This is a genomic window from Moorena sp., from assembly GCF_982860115.1.
This window is the reverse complement of record NZ_CEYLVT010000033.1, coordinates 17,576-38,542: the sequence shown is the minus strand read 5'-3', so window position 1 is coordinate 38,542 and position 20,967 is coordinate 17,576. Positions and strand designations below refer to the sequence as shown.

The following is a 20,967-nucleotide window of genomic DNA, read 5'->3' as shown; positions in this document are numbered from 1 at the left end:
GGCAGTTGACTCTTAATTACCCAATTAGCTAACATCTCAACAAAAAAACGAATTTTGTTGACTGACTCAATCCTTGACTAAGTTAGACTTAAGTCTTCTTAAGCTCTTACTGGGATACCCTCCTGACTACGCGATCGCTGAGTTTTCAGCAAAGAAATATTAGTAGTTAACAAGAAACTGGCAAAGCTAGCAATAGCAATAATTGGAAGAATCGAGGTATCAGACAGAACGCTAAGAATAACGGTAGTACTGACCGGTGTTTTGGTGACAGCCACATTCACCGCTGCCATCAGGCAAAGCATAGCAATGGTGGGGTGAATTCCGGGTAAGGCGATGGAGATAGCTAAACCGAGATTGGCACCGATGAAAAATAGAGGAAAGATAAATCCGCCTCTAAACCCACCGTGGAGGGTAAAACTGATCGCAAACATTTTTGCCAAGGCAATCCCCAGTAACATGGTTACCCCCAAAGTGGGACCTTGTTCAATCACTGTTTCAATTTGCTCCTCACTAAAAAATAGGGTTTGGGGAAAGAATACAGCAATCAACCCGATCGATAATCCGCCTAGTGTAGCTAGCAAAATGTGCCGATGTTCAATCGATTTAATCCAAGACTTGGTAAAGCGAAAGATATAGATAAACACGATAGCAGCTAATCCACCAGCAACTCCGAGTAATGCACCATCAATTAAATTTAGCCAGGACAGAGTAGGTAACGTATCAAAAAGGTTAAAGCGGTAAATTCCTCCCACATCTAACCCAGTACCAAAGCGGAAAACAGAGAAGCTAAAAATTGACGCGACAATGGCTGGTACGATGGCTTCATAGTATTCCAGACTCCGGCGGTGGGGAATTTCTAGGGCAAACAATGCCCCCCCGATCGGCGCACCAAAAAAGGCACCAAGAGCAGCACTCATCCCGCAGAAGGTCAATATCCGGATATGGCTGATTGCTAGTTTAAGCTTTACTCCTAGCCAGCTACCTAAGCTACCATTAATCTGTACCAATGGTGCTTCTGGTCCAGCACTCCCCCCAGCGGTGATGGAAATTAGAGAGGTCACAATCATGCCAGGAGTTTGACGAGGCTCCATCCTACCTGGATCGTGAACTTTTTCGATCACCAACGCCATTTCACCGGGTAACCCCAAAAAGTAGAGGGATAAGCCCACGAAAAACCCACCAATGGTAGTGGCAATCCACACATAATTCCAAGAGGGTAGCCAAGTCGGAAAATAGGGTTCTAGAAATTCCGGTAACCGATGCCAAACCAAATGCAAACACTGTTCTAGGACAAAATAGTAACTAGTTGCTACTAATCCGCCAGCAATGCCAATCCCTGTAGCGCAAAGGATTAGTTGGATATAGGCTAGCTTGACTGGTTTATTGTCGCTATCTGATTTTTCCGTCTGATTAGTCCTTTGATTTACCGATAATACTTCAGCTGTCTCTGATGTCATTGTCCTCATGACCCAGTTGTCTTTTAGGAAAATTGGTTACTTTTTTGATCATGAACAAAAATAACATAAATAGATAGAGTCACTATGTATATAGTACATAAAAATAAATTTATTTTTACATTCAGCAGTCTTCGCATCTTATTTTGAAATGCTTACTCGATATGAGACTCATAGGATAAGTAATTTTGCTTATTATTTTTGCCTTTTTGTCTGAGTAAGGCTTCTAGAATTTACATGGGTTTGCCCTGTTTTCACATCCAAATTTTCTTGATGTTGATTTTGCATTAATTAAAATTATTTTTTGCATAAAGTAGTTTTCATAACGTTTAAAACTGACTTATCATTAACAATGGAAACCCTAAATGAATAAGGGGTGATCGGTTAGGGGAATTTTGCCCTCGTCTAGTCTGATGGTTCAATACCTAATATTGCTTGAGGTAAGCCTGACAAGAGTTTGCCTGAGTCGCGGGTGTTGCTACAGACTACAACAAACCCTCCGAGTGCAACTCCTCTAATTGGTAAGCCAGATGCAGCAGCTAGTCCAGAACTGCTCGCTTCAAATCATTGGTCTAGCTGCAAAGCACTGGCATAAGCTTTTAGCTGTAAGCATTCAGCTAATGCGCTACGGGAACAGTTTTTTAAGAAAAGTGGCAAGGATTCGTTTAATGTGACTTACTTCTACTGATGGCCTTTTCCCCAGACTTTCAATTATGATTAATCTCGAAGTATTAAATTCTCACCCTTAGAGGTTTATTTTAAGCTGACAGCTGACAGCTGACAGCTGTCAGCTTACGTTTAGCATGAATATTTTTCATGTGCTTCTTCACTGTGCTGAGGGTAATGAATAACTTAGCGGCTATGTCTTTATAGGAGTAATTGACTCGACGCAATAACCAGACTTCTGCTTCACGAGGAGTTAAACCATAGTGGTAAACTTCTGCAAGCACTAGATTTTGAATGGATTGATGTTGGTCTTCAAGAGTAACTAAAATACAAGGCTCTTTACATAACTCTAATTTGAGCCATCGAACTCGAATCCGAACAGGAGTTGACTGACTCGTAGTAAGATGAGAATCTATAATAACTGCCTGAGAATGATAGGACTTAAAACTGTATTTCAAAGCTTGGCAGATACGCCAGATTTGTTTAGGCACCAAATTAGATGGTTTACTGTCTGGTGTGAGTTGATCCAACAAAAGGCGAGCAGATTCATTGGCATGAAGTATCTTTCCTTTTTTACTCAGAATCAAAATGCCATCAATAAATCCTTCCAGTATCCCTTGTAAAAAAACCTGATCTAACTGTTGTGCTTTAGTATTGGCTCTTTCTAAAGAGTTAGTGATAGTATTCATCTTGTAGACCTATTCTAAAAAAAGTTGGATAGTCTGTGACAAGGCGATTTCGCACTGCTCAGTTTGGAGGAGCTAGGTCATGTGCGGTAAAGTGTAGTTAGTTGCTAGTGTTAAGGGTCTTAATACTTATCAGGATTAAGCCTTACCGTTTATGCAGAATGTCGCATTTTTGTAACAAAACTTAACCAGATGGCGCAAGTAAAGCCTATACCCTGAAGGGGTTTGCACAACATCGGGATAATTTATAAAGATGGAGATGGGGAAGATGAGACAGATGGGCAAGATGGGAAAAAATATACCCAAAGTCGGACTGACTTCTCTTAGGTTTCAATCCCTTAAAATTGCTATAGTGTTAAAGAGAGTAGGGAGTAGGGAGTAGGGAGTAGGGAGTAGGGAATATGGCATCAAAAATTATCACAATTCCTACAGTAATCCCTAGAATTAAAAAAATTACTATTAGTAAAATCCAATGGAAACAATTAAATTAGACGTGAATCCAATGATGAAATTAACTGAAACTAGCAACCGTAAGATAGAACTGCGATAAGTATTCAAGCAGACATAATCTAATGACAAACCAGGTTTTAATCCTAGGAGGCAAAGGACGAATCGGGAACAGTGTAGCCCAAGACTTACTTGCCCATACTCAGGCGAAAATTACGATTACCGGACGTCAGGGTAAACTTGACCTAGCATTGCCACAACAGTTACAGCCCCACGTGCAGTTTCTTCCTCTAGACTTAGCTGATCAGGAGGGGTTAAAAAATGCGATCGCATCTCACAACCTAGTTATCCATTGTGCTGGTCCGTTTCTCTACCGAGACGCTACTGTCCTAAACACTTGCATCGAACAAGGGGTTAACTATCTCGATGTCAGTGACAACCGTGCTTTTACCCGTAAAGCCTTAGCCTTCCGTGAACAAGCTACTGCTGCTGGTGTCACCGCTATTGTGAATTCTGGCATTTTTCCTGGTATCTCCAATAGCATGGTGCGTCACGATGTGGAACAGTTAGATGTTGCAGAACGGATTCACCTGAGCTATGTAGTTGCCGGTTCTGGTGGTGCTGGAGTGACGGTAATGCGTACTACTTTCCTGGGATTGCAAGAACCCTTTCAAGCTTGGATTAATAATCAGTGGCAAACCGTTAAACCTTATAGCCTACGGGAAACCATCCAATTCCCTACTCCCTATGGTAAAGCTGGTGTCTACTGGTTTGATATGCCAGAAGCCTTGACCTTAGTGGACTCATTCCCCGTTAACACCGTCATCACTAAATTTGGCTCAGTTCCCGATTTTTATAATCATCTTACCTGGATAGCTGCCCACATCTTCCCCTCATCTTGGCTGAAAAATCCCGCTGGAATTGAGTTTTTGTCCCATGTCAGCCACATCATGACCGATGTAAGCGATCGCGTTAGTGGCGTTGGTGTTGCCATTCGCTCAGAGGTTAGTGGTTACAAAGATGGTAAATCAGCCCGTGCTAGCTCAACCTTAGTCCATGAGAATACTGCTGTCGCTGCTGGGATGGGTACTGGTAGTATTGCTGAACTGATGCTTACTGGTCAACTCAATAAACCAGGAGTTTGGCCGGTGGAACAAGCCCTATCTACGCCCTTATTTGAGCAAATTATAAAAAGTCGAGGACTTGAGATTAATACTGTTGAAGCTTGAGTGTTGATACCAAATCCCCTTTGATAATCCTCCTTTAACTGAGCTCTTGCACCAGTACAAAAAACTTAATAATGGCAGTGATAACAATCAATTTAAGTCCTCAAATAGTCAAATCTTATCACTGTTCCCTGTTCCGGTGATCCGCTGTTTACTAGCTTTACAGGTTAATTTTAAACTTGGTGCAAGATCTGAGTTTAACTCAAAGGGACAGGACTTACGCCGCAAAATTTACGTTTCTGATCTGCTAAGACTGAAATCTACTCATTCTTTATTAGTCTTAGTGGAGTAAATCCCATGAAAAGTGTCCGTGTGGTAGTAACCGGAACTGTAGGAGCTGGCAAATCTACTTTTGTGAGAACAGCGAGTAATGTTGAAGCTGTGGAAATAGAAGGTAAAGCCACCGACGAAATACTTCTGCTAAAGAAAAAAACTACCGTTGCCTTTGACTTTGGTAGCCTTACCTTTGGTAACAATCTAAATCTTCACATCTACGGTACTCCTGGTCAATCTCGTTTTGACTTTATGTGGGATATTTTAATTCGTGAAGCTCACGCCTATATTGCACTGGTGCCAGTTCATCGACCGAGCAGTTTAAACCACTCTCGTGAGCTTCTGCTGTTTATGAAGGAGCGAGTAAATGTTCCCATGATTATTGGTTTAACCCATATGGATTGTCCAGGGGCAATGACCTCAGAGCAGATTATCAGAACTCTCGGTTATAGCAACCCTCACAATCAACCTCCAACTGTAATAGTTAATCCCAATCACCGAACCTCAGTAGTTGAGGCTTTGGTGCTTTTGATCGATCTCCTAGATTGCTAGACAAGTCAGTAGCTAGTGCCGTTCAGCTCAAATAACTGACCAGCCCGTGTCAGGTCGAAACCCATAAAACAAAGGACGTTTGTCAGGGCGAAGCATTCGCACATAAATTCTTGGTTCGCTCCCAAATTTGCTAGCCGAATACTTCGCCCCAAGGATTATCGTTTATAAGAATTGCCATCTTCTGTAATTTGTGTTTATAAAACTACACAAATCATTAATTAGCGTCACTAAAAAAAGTAATCCGGATTGAACGGATCCCTTGGTGAAAAGCTTAGTAAGTAAAGGTTATACAGTTGACCTATAAATGTAGTCTTCACTACTAAACATCCAGTAGTTTAGGTTATAGGTACATTCAACGATAGATGAAGTAAATAGTTTAAAATTATAGTAAACCTAAACTATAAACTTCACTAAAATTATACAAAAGAATACTTGTAAATCTTTTATTTTAGAAATTCAAAAAGCTAAAATATAACTAAGTTGCAGGATTACCTCTTAGCAGAAAATTATCTATTCAGATAATAATTCATAAAAACATTGCTATAGTGTTTAAAGACTAGAAAATTAAATCGGGGTGCTTTGCTAAATAGTCAAGTAATAACTTAGAGTTAGATTCAGCTATATCGGAGTAATTATGAGCTTAGATCCCCAAGAATTTATGACCAAGATGGAAAAGCGTGTCAAGTTGACTAGTGAAGACAAAGCGCTTCTGAAATCACACGCAGATTGGGGAAAAGAAATTGCTTCTGAAATGGCAGACCATTTCTATACTTACTTAGGTAACGATGAAGAAATGGATGCCATTATGAAAGAGAAAGAAGGTCGTATGGAGCGCCTACGGGCAACCTTTGTGCAATGGTTTTACGAAATGTTCACTGGTATGGATGACTGGGGACAAGCCTATGCTGAACGTCGTTGGCGTATAGGTTTGGTACATGTGAAAATTGGTATCGGTCCTCAACATGTCGTCCCAGCCATGGCAATTGTGGTACAGGCATTTACTAACCGGATAAAAATTGATAGTAAAGATGAAGACTTGCGGGATGCTCTCAGTCGGATCTGCATGATTGATTTAGCCTTCATTGAGCAAGCCTATGTAGAAGTTAGTTCAGCAGCGGTTCTCAGAGAAACTGGCTGGACAGAGGGTCTATTTAGACGTCTGATTAGTACTGGGGCTGGCTCTATGTAACTAGAGCAATCCTAAATCATTTGTGAACAATACCTGTCAATAAAATAGTTCTGACTCGGAAAGTTATGAGTCCTGAGTAAGACCTGTGACTGTTCACGTTTCCGATAGGATTGCTAGATTAGGTGTCGATTTTGTTGGAAACTAAATCAATAGTCTATAAGTTCTGGCAAATTGGCACTACTCCTACTTAACTATCAGCTATCAGTTTCGAGGAACACAAACTAACCGAATTACACATTCTGCAATTGGAGTAAGGGAACCATGGCGATCAATTCTCAAAAATTGGGGTATATCCTGCATAATTTTGTTACATCCACTGCTGATATTCAGGGAGCAGCTGTAGTCACAACCGATGGTTTACCGTTAGCATCTAGTCTGCCTGGAGAAATGGATGAAGAACGGGTTTCAGCGATGTCTGCAGCTATGCTCTCCTTAGGTGAGCGAATTGGCTCAGAACTGGCTAGAGGAGACATCGACCGAATCTATGTTGAGGGTAAAGAGGGATTTAGCGTTTTGACCAGTTGTGGTGAAGAAGCGGTATTTCTGGTTCTAGCTAGTAAAGCAGCTAAGCAGGGAGTATTGATGTTAGAAATTAAACGAACTCTGGCTGAATTAAAACCAATGTTGCTATAGTAAATTTGTGGAAATTACTCTACTAATACCTTTGGTTGATAAAAGGAATAAATTATAGTAATTGATAGTCATTGGTAATGGCTGACAGATAATGGGTAATGGGTAATTAAAAGACTAGTAGTAATTATTCATTACCCATTACAAATGGTAAATTTTTTTGTTAAATTGTTGTTCGCATTCTGGATTATTGGTATAACATCAGTGGGTGTGTGAAATTCAATGTAAGCTATTGTTTGTTTAAGGTTGACCACTAACAGTCAAGCATCAACCGTCAACCATCAACTATCCATCGTCAACAAATTACTTTGATTCACCCCAACCTACTCGCACAGTTGATAACCTGTAGTATTTGCTAGGGAAGCATAACCCAATGGACAGTATACGGATTGTAGTAACGGGAACAATAGGGGCTGGCAAATCTACTTTTGTCAGAACATTCAGCGAAGGTGCGGTTATTGAAACAGAACGAACGGCTACGGATGCCACATCATTGTTTAAGAAAAAAACGACCGTTGCCTTAGACTTTGGTTTGCGTCCCTTAAATCGGAACTTGGATTTGCACCTGTATGGAACTCCTGGTCAAGCTCGCTTTGATTTTATGTGGGATATTTTGATTCGCCGAGCTCATGCCTATATTTTATTGATGGCAGCTAATCGAAGCAGTGATTTTGCTAGTGCTCGTCAGATTTTATCGTTTATGCAGGAGCGGGTCACTATTCCAATGATTATTGGTCTGACTCATACTGATGTTGCAGGGGCATGGACTCCAGAGGAAATTATGATGCGCATGGCATACATCGGCGATCCTAATCAACCCCCGATTGTAGCTGTTAATCCCAATAATAAGACCTCAGTATTTGAAACTGTAATGATTTTGATGGCTCAGATGCTTTGCCAAGGGAGTGTGATTGAAAATGCTAGAAGAGAAAAGGTAAGTAAGCCAGCTCCGCTACCTGTTAAGAACCAATATCATTGGCCGAATCCCCAGTTTTTATCAGGGGGTTAGTTAGCATTCAGCATTCAGCATTCAGCATTCAGCTGAATACTTAAGCTGTTGCGCACTGAGGGGGTGACATGAGACCTAAAAAGCTTACTATATAACCCACATTCCGCAGGTAGGAGAGGAACACTATGGTATTTTTGAAGGATGAAATCAGTAGCATCTTCAATAAGAGTACAAGATCTTGACCACTGTGGCCTAGTGGCAGGTATCATTGACCAGATGGGACTAGTAGAACAAATTAACCAAGAGCTTGTTCCCACCCTCAAGAAAAGTTAAGTGCATAAGTAGCCCTAAAAGCCATGATTATCAATGGTAAGGGCTTAGTTAGTGCCCCCCAAAACCTGTTTGAAAGATTTTTTGTAGGGAAAGCCACCGAACATATTTTGGGAGAGGGGATTGAAGCAAAGCTTATCTTTGATGACCGTCTTGGAAGAGTCTTAGAGCAACTCTATGAACTTCGACTCACTCAATTATTTGTCAAAGTAGCTCTAGAAGCGGCTTCTAAGTTTGGGGTAAATCGGCAGAGTCTACACCTTGATTCAAGTTCCTTTCACGTTGATCGAGGCGATCAGACCAAGAGATCTTCTTTATCGAAACAACCAGCAGCAATCACGATTACTCATGGTTACTCCTTATGACCATCGACCTCACCTCAAACAATTCATGGTGGATTTGATGTGCAGTGGGGATTGCTGATCTACCATTATACCTACGAGATTCTGATGGCAATGAACCAGACCAAGCCATTTTTGCCCAACTGATCAGACAGTTCCCGGAGCAATGGCAGTGTGAAGCTTTGTTTGTTGCCGATGCTGCGGTTTACAGTGAGGAGAACCTTCAATCGTTGAGAGATCTCCAATGGCTCAGCCGAGTCCCGGCAACTATCAAAGCAGCTCAACAGTTAATGGAGCAGTTGTCTGAATAGGCTTTCAATCAGGCTCAATTAACAGGATATCCTATAGCTTGTGTTTGTACTACCTATGGTGAGATCAAACAGCTATGGCTGGTGGTCGAAAGTGAAGCCAGAAAAGAAGCTGACCTCAAACACCTTGAACAAAAAATTCAACAGCATCATCAATATTATCTACTGGTCTGACAAACCTGCGGAATGTAGGCTAAAAAGAGGAAGTTCAACAGTTGCGCACCGGTAACTAATCTAAACTCCAGCAAGTAAATTACCCTGTTCCAAACCAGTTCTTTGTTGGCGTCGCTGCCAAAAAGGAGAAGCAGGCCATCGTCGTTCCATTTTGTAGAAGTAATTGCGCTGAGTTAAATAATTATTAAATCGAGAGGTAATGAGAGATTCGTACTCTTCCAGACCCCTACTATCTCCATGCAAATAGGAAGTAATGGCCTTCGCCGCCTTCAAACCGTCCCACAGAGCCTTATAAATACCCTGGGAGGAAATCGGATCGAAAGCTGAAGCCGCATCTCCTACAGCTAGCCAGCCATTTCCAGCAGTTCGGTCTAACCGGAATGAAGGCGCAGCGCAAACGATTGGCTCCTGTGTTTTTGCCTGGGATGCCGAAGAGACTGAAAGGTTGTCGATCGCACAACAATCAACCAATTCTTTTGATATATGCTTAGTTTCTTTCAGGTAGGTCAACCAGTTCTCCATCCGGTGCAATCGAGCTTCTTTGATAATTGACGGTTCGCTAGCTACCACCGTTGCTAACCTATGGTTGGGGAGCTTGGCTACATACCACCAGCCATATTCTACCGCCTCTAACAGAGTTAGTTTGGAAAAATCTGAGGAAGGGGGAAGCTCGAAAAAAGCGATCGCACAAATCAGTTTGTCGAGAAAAAGCTTTCTCGCTCCCAAACCTCGTACCAGACTGGCTCGTGTTCCGGTGGCATCTACAAGAAAACTCGCAGTGATCACTCGTGTTTGTTTGTCCTCTCCCACAAGTTGCAACTGGAAGCCTTGGGAAGGGATGCGATCGCAATTCCGAACTCTCGTCCCGCAATGCAGTTCCACCCCCCTTTCCACCGCTTTCTGCGCCAGAAAAGCATTGAAGCGCCTCCGGTCTAAATGCCAGCCGTTACCATAGGGATTACGCAAAAAATCATTGTAGCCCAGCGTGTCACTTCCCCAGGAAGAGCAACTACCAAAACAAGTCTCGTGCTTTTCCTTGAGAAAATCCTCCAATATTCCCAGTTTACCTAAAAGGAGACGGGTATCTGGTGGAATGCTCTCGCCGATGCGGATAGTTTCATAACGACCAGACTCTACTACCAGGATTTTAGGAATTCCTTGCTGTTTGAGAGCCAAAGCCGTGGCGCAACCCGCAGGTCCTCCACCGACAATAGCAACATCATATTCCATAGAATGTTTCATTTTCACGAGTTGGAACTTTTCGGTAGCCGATTCTACGGGAAAGTTTTTTAGGGCGATGAATCCGATTTGATCTGAGGGGTTTCTGTCGCCAACAGCGTCGAGGGATCGACGTTATTTTGGAGATTAGTAGGGTCTTATAACTTTCCCCATTGATGACGACAGAACCGGGAGCATACCATTTTGGCAAAGAAAGTAGTGGGAGCATCTTGCTCGCTTTCCTTAATTACAGGGAGCAAGATGCTCCCACAGAAACTGCTACAAGCTTTTATCTGTTACCAAATCTAACCCGCCGAAATGCCTCCAATTGCTCGACACTAGCCCAGCCAGCACGTCGGATATTTAGGGGCAGGGCTAACCGAGCCCGTTCCGAATCTGCCGGAGTTTGCCTGTTCTGACACTGTTCCTCAGTCAGAGACTCTACAAAGATTTTTGATGGGATATTAGGATCACTATTCAAGCCGTCGCGGAGTTCGATAATCCCCAGTTCGGCAAAATTGTTAACCATATATTCCATCGCCTCCACCGTGTCTGATGGCAACCCACGCAGCCAGGGCTCTCGGGTGTAAAAAGCTTTGAGCTTTTCGTCTTCCTCTGGGCAGTTACGGACAATTTCATAATTTTCTTCTGTGAGAACCTGGTTGGGGACATTAGCTGGCCAGAATGTAGGCAGGTAAGGGTCGTATTCTAGCTCGTAGCCCGAGCGACAGAAACCTGTATCCGCTTGCCAAGGAATACCCATCCATCGAGTTAAGTCTCCCGGTCCTTGAGCGTAGAGTGGTCCTCCAGGTCGCAGAACAATATCCTGAGTCAGTACCGTACCGTAATCTTGTTTGGTAGGATTTGCAGCATGACGAATTCGGAACGGTGCTGAGTAAATGGTACTGTGACGCATAGGCCATGTCAGCTCGCAGCCCGGATGAAAAGCATCTGCTAAGCAGAAATGGAGAGCCGCTTTGTCCAACATTGCTGGCTGTTCTTGGAGTTCAACATGATCTAGGCAGATCTGTGGTGTATAGCTATTCAAGTCATTATCAAACTTGCCCTCAACCCACAACCTCATCAACTCCATCCGCACTTTTGATAAAGCCAGATTGTTCAGGGGTGAGCTGTCAGGAGCACTACCAAAGGCATCACCGTAAATCCATGGCCAGGAACTGCGAGTAGTACTCGTAGTCTCACTTGGACGAAACATGTTAAATACAATCTGCCGTAGCTCGTGATATATATCGTCTTCTTCTGATACCGGCTTCCGAGCCAATTTCTGAATCAATTCAGGATCGCTAAAATCCATAGGACACCCTTTACCAAACAAGGTAGCAAACCCTTTATTGACCCACTGTAAATTTGACAGGCGGGACAACACGGGCAAGATATCCTTGGCAAAAGATGCCGTTGTCGGCATGGGCATCCAACCACTTTCTACATAGGTATCGACAAGTAAATCGTAGAGGGTACGCCAGCTAACTATACCAGGGGCGTAGTTAGGCGGAGCAACAGCCACCCAACTGGACTCAACTGGGATATTTTGGTCACCAATTTTTACCGTGGCTGTAACAGGCCCATCTGAAATATCATCGTACCATCCACTAGGATTGAGAAAGCCAGCAGGATCATTCGGATTGTAGATAGGTGCCTCTGTTGGCGAATCGGAATTACCAAAACCCCCTAAGACCAATAGACGGCCAGAACCATCTGTTCGTAATTCCCCTAAGCGTACCGGAGTTGTTTGTGGTGATAGACGGCCAGAATCATCTGTTCGTAATTCCCCTAAGGGTGCCGGAGTTGTTTGTGGTGGTTGTTCACAATTTTCCTTGTAAAATGTAATATGTCCTTCAAAGTATTGTGGGTCTGATCCAGGTTTGCCCTCAATATCGCGAGCTCCGGGATCTATAGCTAGTCCTTTTCGTTTTTCTCCTTCTATTTTCTGGTTACGATGGGAAATTTCGAGATCTTTTGCTTCCTCAATATCGAGGGCAACGACAAATTTATACCATTGGGCTTTGCGATTCGCCAGATGTACAGTCCACTGGATCTCATCTGTATTGCTACTGTTGAGTTCTTTAACAACTTCACCCGCAGCATTGTAACCATAAATTCGGAATCGAGCAGCTTGACGTTTAATAGCTCCGCTGTCATCACGGTTATTTACACCGTTTAGATCGGGATCGGTAACTTCCGGTCCAATATAATAGCCTTCTTCACCTTCAGCAGTACTGTTTCCCACACGGGCAATTCCAATTCCTGGATGAATGGCAGCGCGAACGATTGTTTGATCTGTTACCATACTTAGTTACTCCTTTAGTTTTAGTATTGTTTGTTTCACTGATTATGTTGACACCCTTGTGACGCTGGCGGCCAAACTGTGTCAGGGCGCACTACTTGTGGTTCTCCAATCGGTTCGCCATTGACATTGCGTCGAAGCTCTGCTGAAGCTTGGTAGACAACCTTCCGAGCCTCTGCAATAGAACCAACAGGTTTATGTGCTTCCAGGGTACGCCACGGGTGAAAGGATAGTGTTTCACCATATTCTGCTTGTCCTCGGGCGGTGATATCTTGCTGGGGAAGAATCAGTGTAGCAACGTGAATGGGTGGGGACTTAGCCTCGTCCCAGGGAACAGTTGCGCGATCAGTGGGCATCTCTTCCTCATTAGTTTGCAGCTGAACGCAAAACTTCAGGCGTGCTTCACCTTTTTGAAGTCGTTGCACTAAGTCAGTATGCAAATAATTGAGGTATTGGTAATCTGGATCGGGCCCTGGTGGAATAATCTCTGGTACTAATTTGTACTTGCAAAAATTACTCTCTCCAAAATGAAAAGGCATCGCGCTCCACAGATCAGTTTCGAGGACAGAAGGCACTTCCTTGGCCATTTCTTCAAGAATTCTTGCTGTTGTGCAGTGCTGTTCCAACCATTGAGTGTAAGCATCACCACTTGTAAAAGAGGCTTTTGTAAACTCACACATGTCTTTAGCATTATCTACAAAAAAGACATCTATGTTTTGCAAAAGCAAGTCCATGGTAGGAGCATATTCGTCAGGATGGAGGATTTTTTCTCCCTCAACGTCAAAAACTTTAATCCCAATTCCCACTGTAGTTTTATAGTCTAGATATCCATCGGCTATATCGCTGGCATAACGAACCCAAACTGGATAGCATTTTCCGGGTTCGCTAAATAGACCAACCTGCAAGTGTGCGGGTAGCTCGGAAACAACCTCTAAGCGTCCGTGGGCAACACCATGCAAGCGCAGAAAAACGGGGCGACGGGCGGGACATTGGCCCTGTTCAATCCGTCCCATTTGCACCATGTCAACAAACATGACTTTGAGGCAGTTAATTGGATCGGAATCGCAATCGCACATCGGTGCAGTTTTGACACTGTCATAACTAGGGGGTTTACGCATAATGAAACCTCGTTTTGTAACATTACAAGATTAGAATCGAGATGCTTATCTGTTATGTAACCTAAGTTACGGGTTGCCAATTAAAAAAATATAATTTTAGTAGGTAAAACGCATTTTTTTTTATTTTTAACATCTTTTTATTTTGTAAATATAGTGTTTTTTTACTATGCAAATACTATATTTACAAAGTGCATTATCAATAAGCATACTAAGTCTAGTTTATTAAGAACTAAGCCAGTTTTATTGACAAGATGTCTTCCCCATAAATATCTTAGGTTATCTCCTACAATGGTCTTTTTGTTTTACAACTCGTAATTGTATTCAATAAAGGAAAGTTTACTTCCTTTAATATAAAGATTAACTCTAATCACAAGTGTTTGTAAACTTATAAACCTCATATAAAACCTCATATAAAACCTCATAAACCTCATATCAAACCTCATAAACCTCATATAAAACCTCATAAACCTCATATCAAACCTCATAAACCTCATATCAAACCTCATATCAAACCTCATATCAAACCTCATAAACCTCATAAACCTCATATCAAACCTCATAAACCTCATATCAAACCTCATATCGGGAGCATGTCACTTTTGCCGAACATTTGTACTAAATCTGGGTAATGGGTAATGGGTAATGGGTAATGGGTAATGGGTAATGGGTAATGGGCATTGGTGACAAGTTAAGCAAAAGAGTAATTTGTCAAGTACTTTCCAGAAATTGCTGTATCCTTTACTAGGTAAATTATTCAGTGCGTACGCTAACCCCAAACTGTGCGTACGCTAACCCCAAACTGTGGCTACGCTAACCCCAAACTGTGCGTACGCTTCGAGCACCAGCATATGCGGCTCGCGAACCGTAGACTAACTGAAGTATCGGTGGTTACAAAGGTAAAAAGAGAATGGCTCCCCCGCCAAAAAAGTATTAGAGACCACACCAGACCGCGAAACCAGCCCAATATAGATGAACATTGTCATAGCTCAACAACTAGAAGATTTAGTCAAACCTTGCGTGTACAATCAACTAGCCTACTACCGCTCATTAGACATGATTTGCAGGATATTGAGTTTACTATTGATGCTGGCAGTGGTATTGAGAGACTGTTTATAAAACAAATATTAAAGATAAAAGGTTTGCTCTAAACGTCGCAGCATCAAACGAACCATTGCTGCATAAATCATGGCCTCACACATCTATGGGTTAAGTTCATAATCAATAACTAATCGTCTATTCATAGACTTTCCAAGCAAATGTTATTTCTACTACCCAACGCCTCGGTAAAACTTCAAATTCTTTTTTTTTACGTTTGATTACTTCAACTAAAGCTTGTAAAAGTTGTTTGATGGAGTTGGAAAAACGAGGTCCACTATATCCTGAATCTACCCAAATCAATGTCTTGATGCAATAGCGAGTGGTTTGGGTTCTGTGTGCGGAACCTGCGTCCGCACCTGTCTTGATGCATTCGCTCATGGGGGAAACCCCCTTTGGCGGCGCTGCATCGCTCTCCAGCCCCGTGGAAACCCCCTTTGGCGGCGCTGCATCGCTTTTAAATTAGGGATTTTATCTACTGCATCATGAACTAAGACTACTCCACCTAACATGCACAGACATATTCGCTTCTGACACAAAAATTTCTATCAGTAGTCCTTGGGTATCAACTAATATATGTCTCTTGCGGCCTTTCACCTTTTTATTCACTTCATACCATAGGTTTCCCCCTTTTATCGGTAGTTTTTACCGATTGAGAATCAATTAAGGCGCGCTTTCCAATGGCCGGGGAACCCGGCCTTGGGTCGCGCCTGAACCTGCAGTAGATTCTGGGTTTCTTCCTGCCGCTATTCTGACTTTCTTTCTTAAAGTTTCATTGATTTGCGACCAAATTCCCTTTCTTTGTCTTGATGCAATAGCGAGTGGTTTGGGTTCTGTGTGCGGAACCTGCGTCCGCACCTTGTAAGCCCCGTGGAAACCCCCTTTGGCGGCGCTGCATCGCTGCCATTTACGAAAATAACTCGAAACTGTCTGCCAAGGGGGTAAATCGTGAGGTATAGCTCGCCAGCGACATCCTTCTCGTAACAAGTATAAAATACCATTGACTACTTCTCTTAAATCTACGTTGGCTTTTGGTCCTCTTGGTAATGGTTTAGGCAATAAAGGTTCAATTATTTCCCATTCAGTATCACTTAAGTCGGAGGGATAAGGTTTTCGCTTCATTTATGCATAATTTGATAATAGTAAATTAATCCTACATTAGCAATTAATTTAAGTTTTTTTATATTTTTTTTTATAAACAGTGTCTTACCATAGCCGTAATAACCAATCATAAAAATATTCACACTCTATTCTCACACTATGTGCTTAATATTATCTCTATTATATAGTTATTAATTAACAAATTAATTAACTTAAAAAATAAGTGGTTTTAGCCAATTAGTTAGACAATAAGCGAGCATCTTAATCAGCGAGTACTATCAAGTAAAACATCCAAGCCAAATTTCGTAAGCATGGACGTAAGTACTCAGGAGTTCAATGAACTAGTTGAATTGGATCGCTGAATTTTATTTTAAAAGCGATTATAATAGATCTAAATTCAGCAACTAAACCAGTAACTAGATTAAGCTTTGATAAAAAAGATTTGGATAAGACGCAATTAACACCAAGTTAGAACCAATTGATTACTTTGCCTGGGAGTGGATTGACCTTGATGAAACTAAACAGCTCATGGATGGAGTTAGCAAGGATGAATCCATTGCTGCTGACGATCTAGCGTCTTATGATCTTGATAAGTTACATTTCCATCATCGGCTAATAACTCTATTCCGTCATTGGTGTACCACCCAGCAAACTTCATGAATTCAAAACTTGAGCTATTTGTAGATTGCGACTGGACCATTCGCCAGCCAAGTGGTCAAGGTAGATTTATTGACTACCCTGACCAGCAAAAAGTTATTGAAGGAGCTGATAAAGCTCTGCAATGTTTCAAAAATAAGGGTTATATCATTCTTGGGGTGACCAATCAGGCTGGAGTTGCAGCCCGACATAAAACCCTGAAGAATTGTATTAAAGAACAACAGAAAACTCTTAAATTGCTTCCCCAGCTCAAAGGAATTATTTTTTGTCCTGACTATGGGACAACCTGTTATTATTGCGAGCGACACTACTTTTCTGAAGTAACCAGTAAAGCATACGCTGGAGAATACCGAAAACCAAAGCCGGGAATGATTTTGCAGTTTAAAACAAACGGCTCTTCAGCTTTGATGGTTGGCGACCGCAACGAAGATGCTGAGGCAGCCGTTGCAGCTGGAATTCCGTTTATGTGGACATCGGATTGGCTAGCCAAATATGGAAGCTGACAGAGGTCTGTTTCGGGTTGCCAGTTACTCTCCCGCCACTTGTAGAATATCCGTGTAGAGGCGAGGGCTGATTCGGAAACCAGCGATCGCGATCAGATCATCAATAATGGGCTTAACATCGGTATTGCTGACAATTTTCACAGGCTCTTTAATTGTTCGAGAGTCTGCAGGTCTTCTCGAAAATCCTGTACATCATAATGCAGACAAATATTGCGACTGGCAAGGAGTTGTTGAAAATTAATTTGATTCATGCCAGCAAGACGACTAGCATTGCCGAGGGTAAGTTTTTCCTTTTGATACAGCATCACGGCTATCTCCAGCTCTAGCTCGGCTTCTGTCATGCCTGTGGATTGGAAGATATCGTTGGGAATTGTAACGCTCATCGTGCCTCCTCCTAACTTTTGCCTCAATGGTAACACCTACCGATTGACTAGATTGATACCGGGGTATGGTACAAAATCTTTAACCCCATTAACACCATAGGGATTAAGCTTAACTATACCGTTGATCATACTTATTGATCATACTTATGAGGTACAGTCAATTTTATTAGCCCTACTTCCTACTCCATAAAAACTAGGACGTTTTACCTAACCCAATTTAAAACTGCTATATGAATCCAACTATTTCTACTATTCCAATTCAGCAACTAACCTCAGGCGATCGCATTTCCCTCCAAGTCTATAAATTCGTTGGCTCCCAACCGGGAAAGAAGGCATATTTACAAGGCAATCTCCATGGTTGTGAAATTGTTGGTAATGCGGTGATTCACCAGTTGATTGACTTTTTGAGCACTCTGGATGACACTCAGCTGATTGGGGAAATCTGGCTGGTTCCTGTTTGTAATCCAGCTAGCACTAATCAGCGTAGTCATTTCTTTGCCACAGGAGGATTTAATCCTTACGATGGTCAAGACTGGAATCGGATTTTTTGGGACTATGAAAAAGAGTGTGATGATTTAGAGGATTTCGCCCAATCTCAACTTAATTTTGACGCTGATAAAATCAGAAATAACTATTTAGCACGGATCCAGTCTAGCTTGAAACAACACTTAGAAGACTGCTACTCTCCGAGGGGATTACCGTTTCGTCACATTTACCGCTATCAACTGCAATCTTTATGTGTAGATGCTAACTATGTGATTGATATCCATAGTTCTACTAATCAAGGACTTGATTTTTTGTATGGCTTCTACTCTCGGGAAGAAAGCGCCAAAGACTTTCTTCTCGATTATGGAATTGTGATGCATGAGGATGAGTATGATGGGGATGCTTTCGATGAGGCATTTATTAAGCCTTGGCAAGGGTTAGAGAAAGCCTTGGCTAAATTAGGCAGAACGCTTCAGTTTGATATTGAATCATGGACCCTAGAATTGGGTTCTGGGATGAAAATGAATCCAGAGTCGGTTAAAAGAGGAGTATACGGTATCAAAAACTATTTGTCGAAAAAAGGAATGTTAAAATTACCGGATTTACCGATAACTGATCCAGACTCCTACCAAATGAAATTAGCGTCTAAAGATAACATCGATAGATACTATGCTCCGGCTGGAGGAATGATTCAATCGAGAGTTGAGTTAGGGAGTTTTGTCAACGTAGGAGATAGACTTTATCAGCTACTAAGCTTTAATAAAGAAGGAAATCTCCCGAATGTAATTGATATCAAGGCCGAGACAGATGGTTTAGTGTTTGATGTTTCAACAAATTATAGTGCAAATCAAGGAGAATATGTGCTATCTATACGGCAATTTGATAATTAGGTAGGGGTGATAACAGTTAATGAAAACTTGGATTGTAATTAGGACTTGCGCTCCTCAACATTTTGCCTTTAATGTGATTGACTTTAATTTGAGCAACCTACTGACTTTCTAAAGCCAACTATCTTGTCCTTCTGGGGCATCTGAATTCAACCAACTAGCATCTAAATAATTAATTCGAGCAAAAGGACTCAAGGCTGATAGCACATGACGTCCATAACTGCGGCGGTTTACACGATTATCTAAGATGGCAACACAGCCTTGAGTAGCTCTTACTGGTGCCACTGCTCGTTGTAATTCTCTTAATGCTGTTGGTAATAAATATAAACGAAACCAATCCTGACGTTGCTGCTTGTAGTAAGCGACTCGACCAGCAACTAATGGATTTTCCAAAGAGGGAATTGGTAAGGTAGCAATCATCAACAGTTGGGGAGGGGGGATTTGAGCTTGATAGGTATGCCAAAATTCCCAGCCACAAATCAAAATACCTCTGTGACTGAGACTGGTGGTTTCTACCTGCACCCGGGAACCAAATTCTGCTGCTAAGACTGCCCCTAACTGGGCTTTGAGGGGGACATCTCCGACTAAAATAACTACTGGTCTGGTGATGTCAGGACTTAGGTTTAGTAGGGTGCGAATTTCTTGAGTCAGAGCGTTTTGAAATCGCTCTGTATTGGGCATGGGTAGACGATCGGGCAAATACAGTTGAATCTGTCGGTGAGGGGAAAACTTCAAACAGGTTAACTCCCCTAATCCGAGCTGCTGACGGTACACAGAGGCACTTTTATCTAAATCTAAGGCTCCACCGATTAGCACTACTGGCTGTCTCGACCAAATGGGATTTAAGGCTGTAGCCACTTCTACTGGTGCGCTATATAAGGAAAACTGACCTTGCGATCGCGCAACGGTTGCCCACATTAGCTGACCTGACTGCTGCCAGAAGTGGCAAAACTTTTCCCAGGGTTTCAGCAAATAGAGAGATTCTGGTTCACTGCTGAGGGAACTCAGTCGAGCAAATAGTTGTTCCAAGCCATCTTGCTGATCTGCTTCAATCAAGTAGCACTCATAGGGGTTAGCAGGGCGCTGAAATAAGGCTTTGGTTAGCCTGACCCGCACATCCCGAATCAAATCAGACTGTTGTGGATGGGCTTGCATCAGTGCATCCCAGTCTTGGGGCTGGATGCAGCCTTTAAGCTGGTTGCTGGTCCAAGATTCTAGGTCATCCACACCATCAATCACAGTAGGGATGTGATTAGGAAACCAGCCCTTGTGCTTCAAGCGGTCTGTTAGCCACGATTCTGGTGAGGTAATCAACAGTCCTTGGAACGGTTGATCGGGAAACCTATCACTGGTATGAATTACCTTATCGCTACCAAACCACTGTTGTAAAAGGGGAATTTCCTTTTGCAGCAACCATTCTTGTATCCATAAGGGTGCCACTACGATCACAGGTCCAGACCAAACCAGGGCTGGTGCCAGGTAACTCAGGCGATAGGAAGACTGTAGAGAGGTTTCCTGCAAGGGTTCTAAACCGGTCTGAATCAAAGCAGAACGCCCTAACCGCAAGGCTCGTGCCACTAGCCTCGCCATAGTCAATTGGTGAGGCCAATTGGGTTGACCCTGCGATCGCAGAAAATCTCGTAACGAGGAATGAACTTTGACTTCAATCAAACTAGCATTCAACGGCTTTGCCTCGTTAAACTGAGCAATGAGCACTTATACTGTGATCTTAAATCATGTCTTGGGCAAAAATCGTGAAAGACTAGACGACCATAGATGGGATTAGGCTGCATCGAAGCCAGAGGTAGTAGCTCAGACTTTTTCTGATTTCCCATTTACTATTGACATCAGGCTATTACCCTTGCTAGGGTAGTACCAGTAAAAAGAAATTGCTAAATTTTTCATGGCTTAGCCGCAAAGAGACATGTTCAGCCCCAGCTATTACTTTTATTTTTGGTTTAGAGAGGTTCACCGGAGGTGAGGATAGTT

General features: G+C 42.4%; 15 protein-coding genes and 2 pseudogenes. 8 read left to right on the top strand and 9 right to left on the bottom strand.

The features are described 5' to 3' along the window. Positions 1-98: 98 nt before the first annotated feature. Positions 99-1,457 carry a chloride channel protein gene (locus AC4II3_RS08390; protein ID WP_488009608.1) on the bottom strand — a complete coding sequence of 453 codons (1,359 nt, stop codon included), beginning with the start codon at positions 1,455-1,457 and terminating at the stop codon, positions 99-101. Positions 1,458-2,212: 755 nt separating this feature from the next. Next, positions 2,213-2,809, bottom strand: a complete 597-nt coding sequence (locus AC4II3_RS08385; RefSeq protein WP_488009606.1) for a LuxR C-terminal-related transcriptional regulator — start codon at positions 2,807-2,809, stop codon at positions 2,213-2,215. A 569-nt stretch (positions 2,810-3,378) separates the two neighbouring features. Here AC4II3_RS08385 and AC4II3_RS08380 point away from each other — a divergent pair. The 6 genes and pseudogenes from AC4II3_RS08380 to AC4II3_RS08355 form a co-directional block, all read left to right on the top strand. Then, entirely contained in the window at positions 3,379-4,482 is a 1,104-nt protein-coding gene (locus AC4II3_RS08380; RefSeq protein WP_488009604.1) for a saccharopine dehydrogenase family protein, read from the top strand. A gap of 294 nt (positions 4,483-4,776) precedes the next feature. Next, positions 4,777-5,304, top strand: a complete 528-nt coding sequence (locus tag AC4II3_RS08375; protein WP_488009602.1) for a GTP-binding protein — start codon at positions 4,777-4,779, stop codon at positions 5,302-5,304. A gap of 634 nt (positions 5,305-5,938) precedes the next feature. Continuing rightward, positions 5,939-6,493, top strand: coding sequence for a protoglobin domain-containing protein (locus AC4II3_RS08370; protein ID WP_488009600.1), 555 nt, complete (start codon positions 5,939-5,941; stop codon positions 6,491-6,493). Between the two features lie 261 nt (positions 6,494-6,754). After that, the gene (locus AC4II3_RS08365; protein ID WP_009149020.1) at positions 6,755-7,126 is read left to right on the top strand and encodes a roadblock/LC7 domain-containing protein; all 372 of its coding nucleotides are present in this window, start codon (positions 6,755-6,757) and stop codon (positions 7,124-7,126) included. A gap of 370 nt (positions 7,127-7,496) precedes the next feature. Then, positions 7,497-8,132, top strand: coding sequence for a GTP-binding protein (locus tag AC4II3_RS08360; protein WP_488009598.1), 636 nt, complete (start codon positions 7,497-7,499; stop codon positions 8,130-8,132). A 141-nt stretch (positions 8,133-8,273) separates the two neighbouring features. Next, positions 8,274-9,192: pseudogene (locus tag AC4II3_RS08355) on the top strand (IS1634 family transposase); the annotation flags it as partial. A 93-nt stretch (positions 9,193-9,285) separates the two neighbouring features. On the opposite strand, the gene AC4II3_RS08350 reads toward AC4II3_RS08355, so the two are convergent. From AC4II3_RS08350 to AC4II3_RS08330, 5 genes and pseudogenes are all read right to left on the bottom strand, one after another. Continuing rightward, complete coding sequence (locus AC4II3_RS08350; protein ID WP_488009596.1) at positions 9,286-10,467, bottom strand: FAD-dependent oxidoreductase; 1,182 nt, start codon at positions 10,465-10,467, stop codon at positions 9,286-9,288. A gap of 265 nt (positions 10,468-10,732) precedes the next feature. Beyond that, on the bottom strand, positions 10,733-12,751 hold the full coding sequence (locus AC4II3_RS08345) for a LodA/GoxA family CTQ-dependent oxidase (RefSeq protein WP_488009594.1): 2,019 nt from the start codon (positions 12,749-12,751) through the stop codon (positions 10,733-10,735). 35 nt (positions 12,752-12,786) lie between these two features. Then, a complete protein-coding gene (locus AC4II3_RS08340) occupies positions 12,787-13,866 on the bottom strand; it encodes a catalase family protein (protein WP_488009592.1) in 1,080 nt (359 codons plus the stop codon). 1,202 nt (positions 13,867-15,068) lie between these two features. After that, positions 15,069-15,342, bottom strand: a pseudogene (locus AC4II3_RS08335) (transposase); the annotation flags it as partial. A 282-nt stretch (positions 15,343-15,624) separates the two neighbouring features. Continuing rightward, positions 15,625-16,083 (bottom strand): transposase, encoded by a 459-nt coding sequence (locus AC4II3_RS08330; RefSeq protein WP_488009684.1) that lies wholly within the window; start codon positions 16,081-16,083, stop codon positions 15,625-15,627. A 635-nt stretch (positions 16,084-16,718) separates the two neighbouring features. Here AC4II3_RS08330 and AC4II3_RS08325 point away from each other — a divergent pair. Further along, entirely contained in the window at positions 16,719-17,222 is a 504-nt protein-coding gene (locus tag AC4II3_RS08325) for an HAD-IIIA family hydrolase (protein WP_488009686.1), read from the top strand. A gap of 137 nt (positions 17,223-17,359) precedes the next feature. Here AC4II3_RS08325 and AC4II3_RS08320 read toward each other — a convergent pair whose 3' ends face one another. Further along, on the bottom strand, positions 17,360-17,605 hold the full coding sequence (locus AC4II3_RS08320) for a UPF0175 family protein (protein ID WP_488009688.1): 246 nt from the start codon (positions 17,603-17,605) through the stop codon (positions 17,360-17,362). Positions 17,606-17,835: 230 nt separating this feature from the next. On the opposite strand from AC4II3_RS08320, the gene AC4II3_RS08315 reads away from it, so the two are divergent. Next, complete coding sequence (locus AC4II3_RS08315; RefSeq protein WP_488009690.1) at positions 17,836-18,981, top strand: succinylglutamate desuccinylase/aspartoacylase family protein; 1,146 nt, start codon at positions 17,836-17,838, stop codon at positions 18,979-18,981. Positions 18,982-19,089: 108 nt separating this feature from the next. Here AC4II3_RS08315 and AC4II3_RS08310 read toward each other — a convergent pair whose 3' ends face one another. Further along, on the bottom strand, positions 19,090-20,694 hold the full coding sequence (locus tag AC4II3_RS08310; RefSeq protein ID WP_488009692.1) for a helicase C-terminal domain-containing protein: 1,605 nt from the start codon (positions 20,692-20,694) through the stop codon (positions 19,090-19,092). Positions 20,695-20,967: the final 273 nt, after the last annotated feature.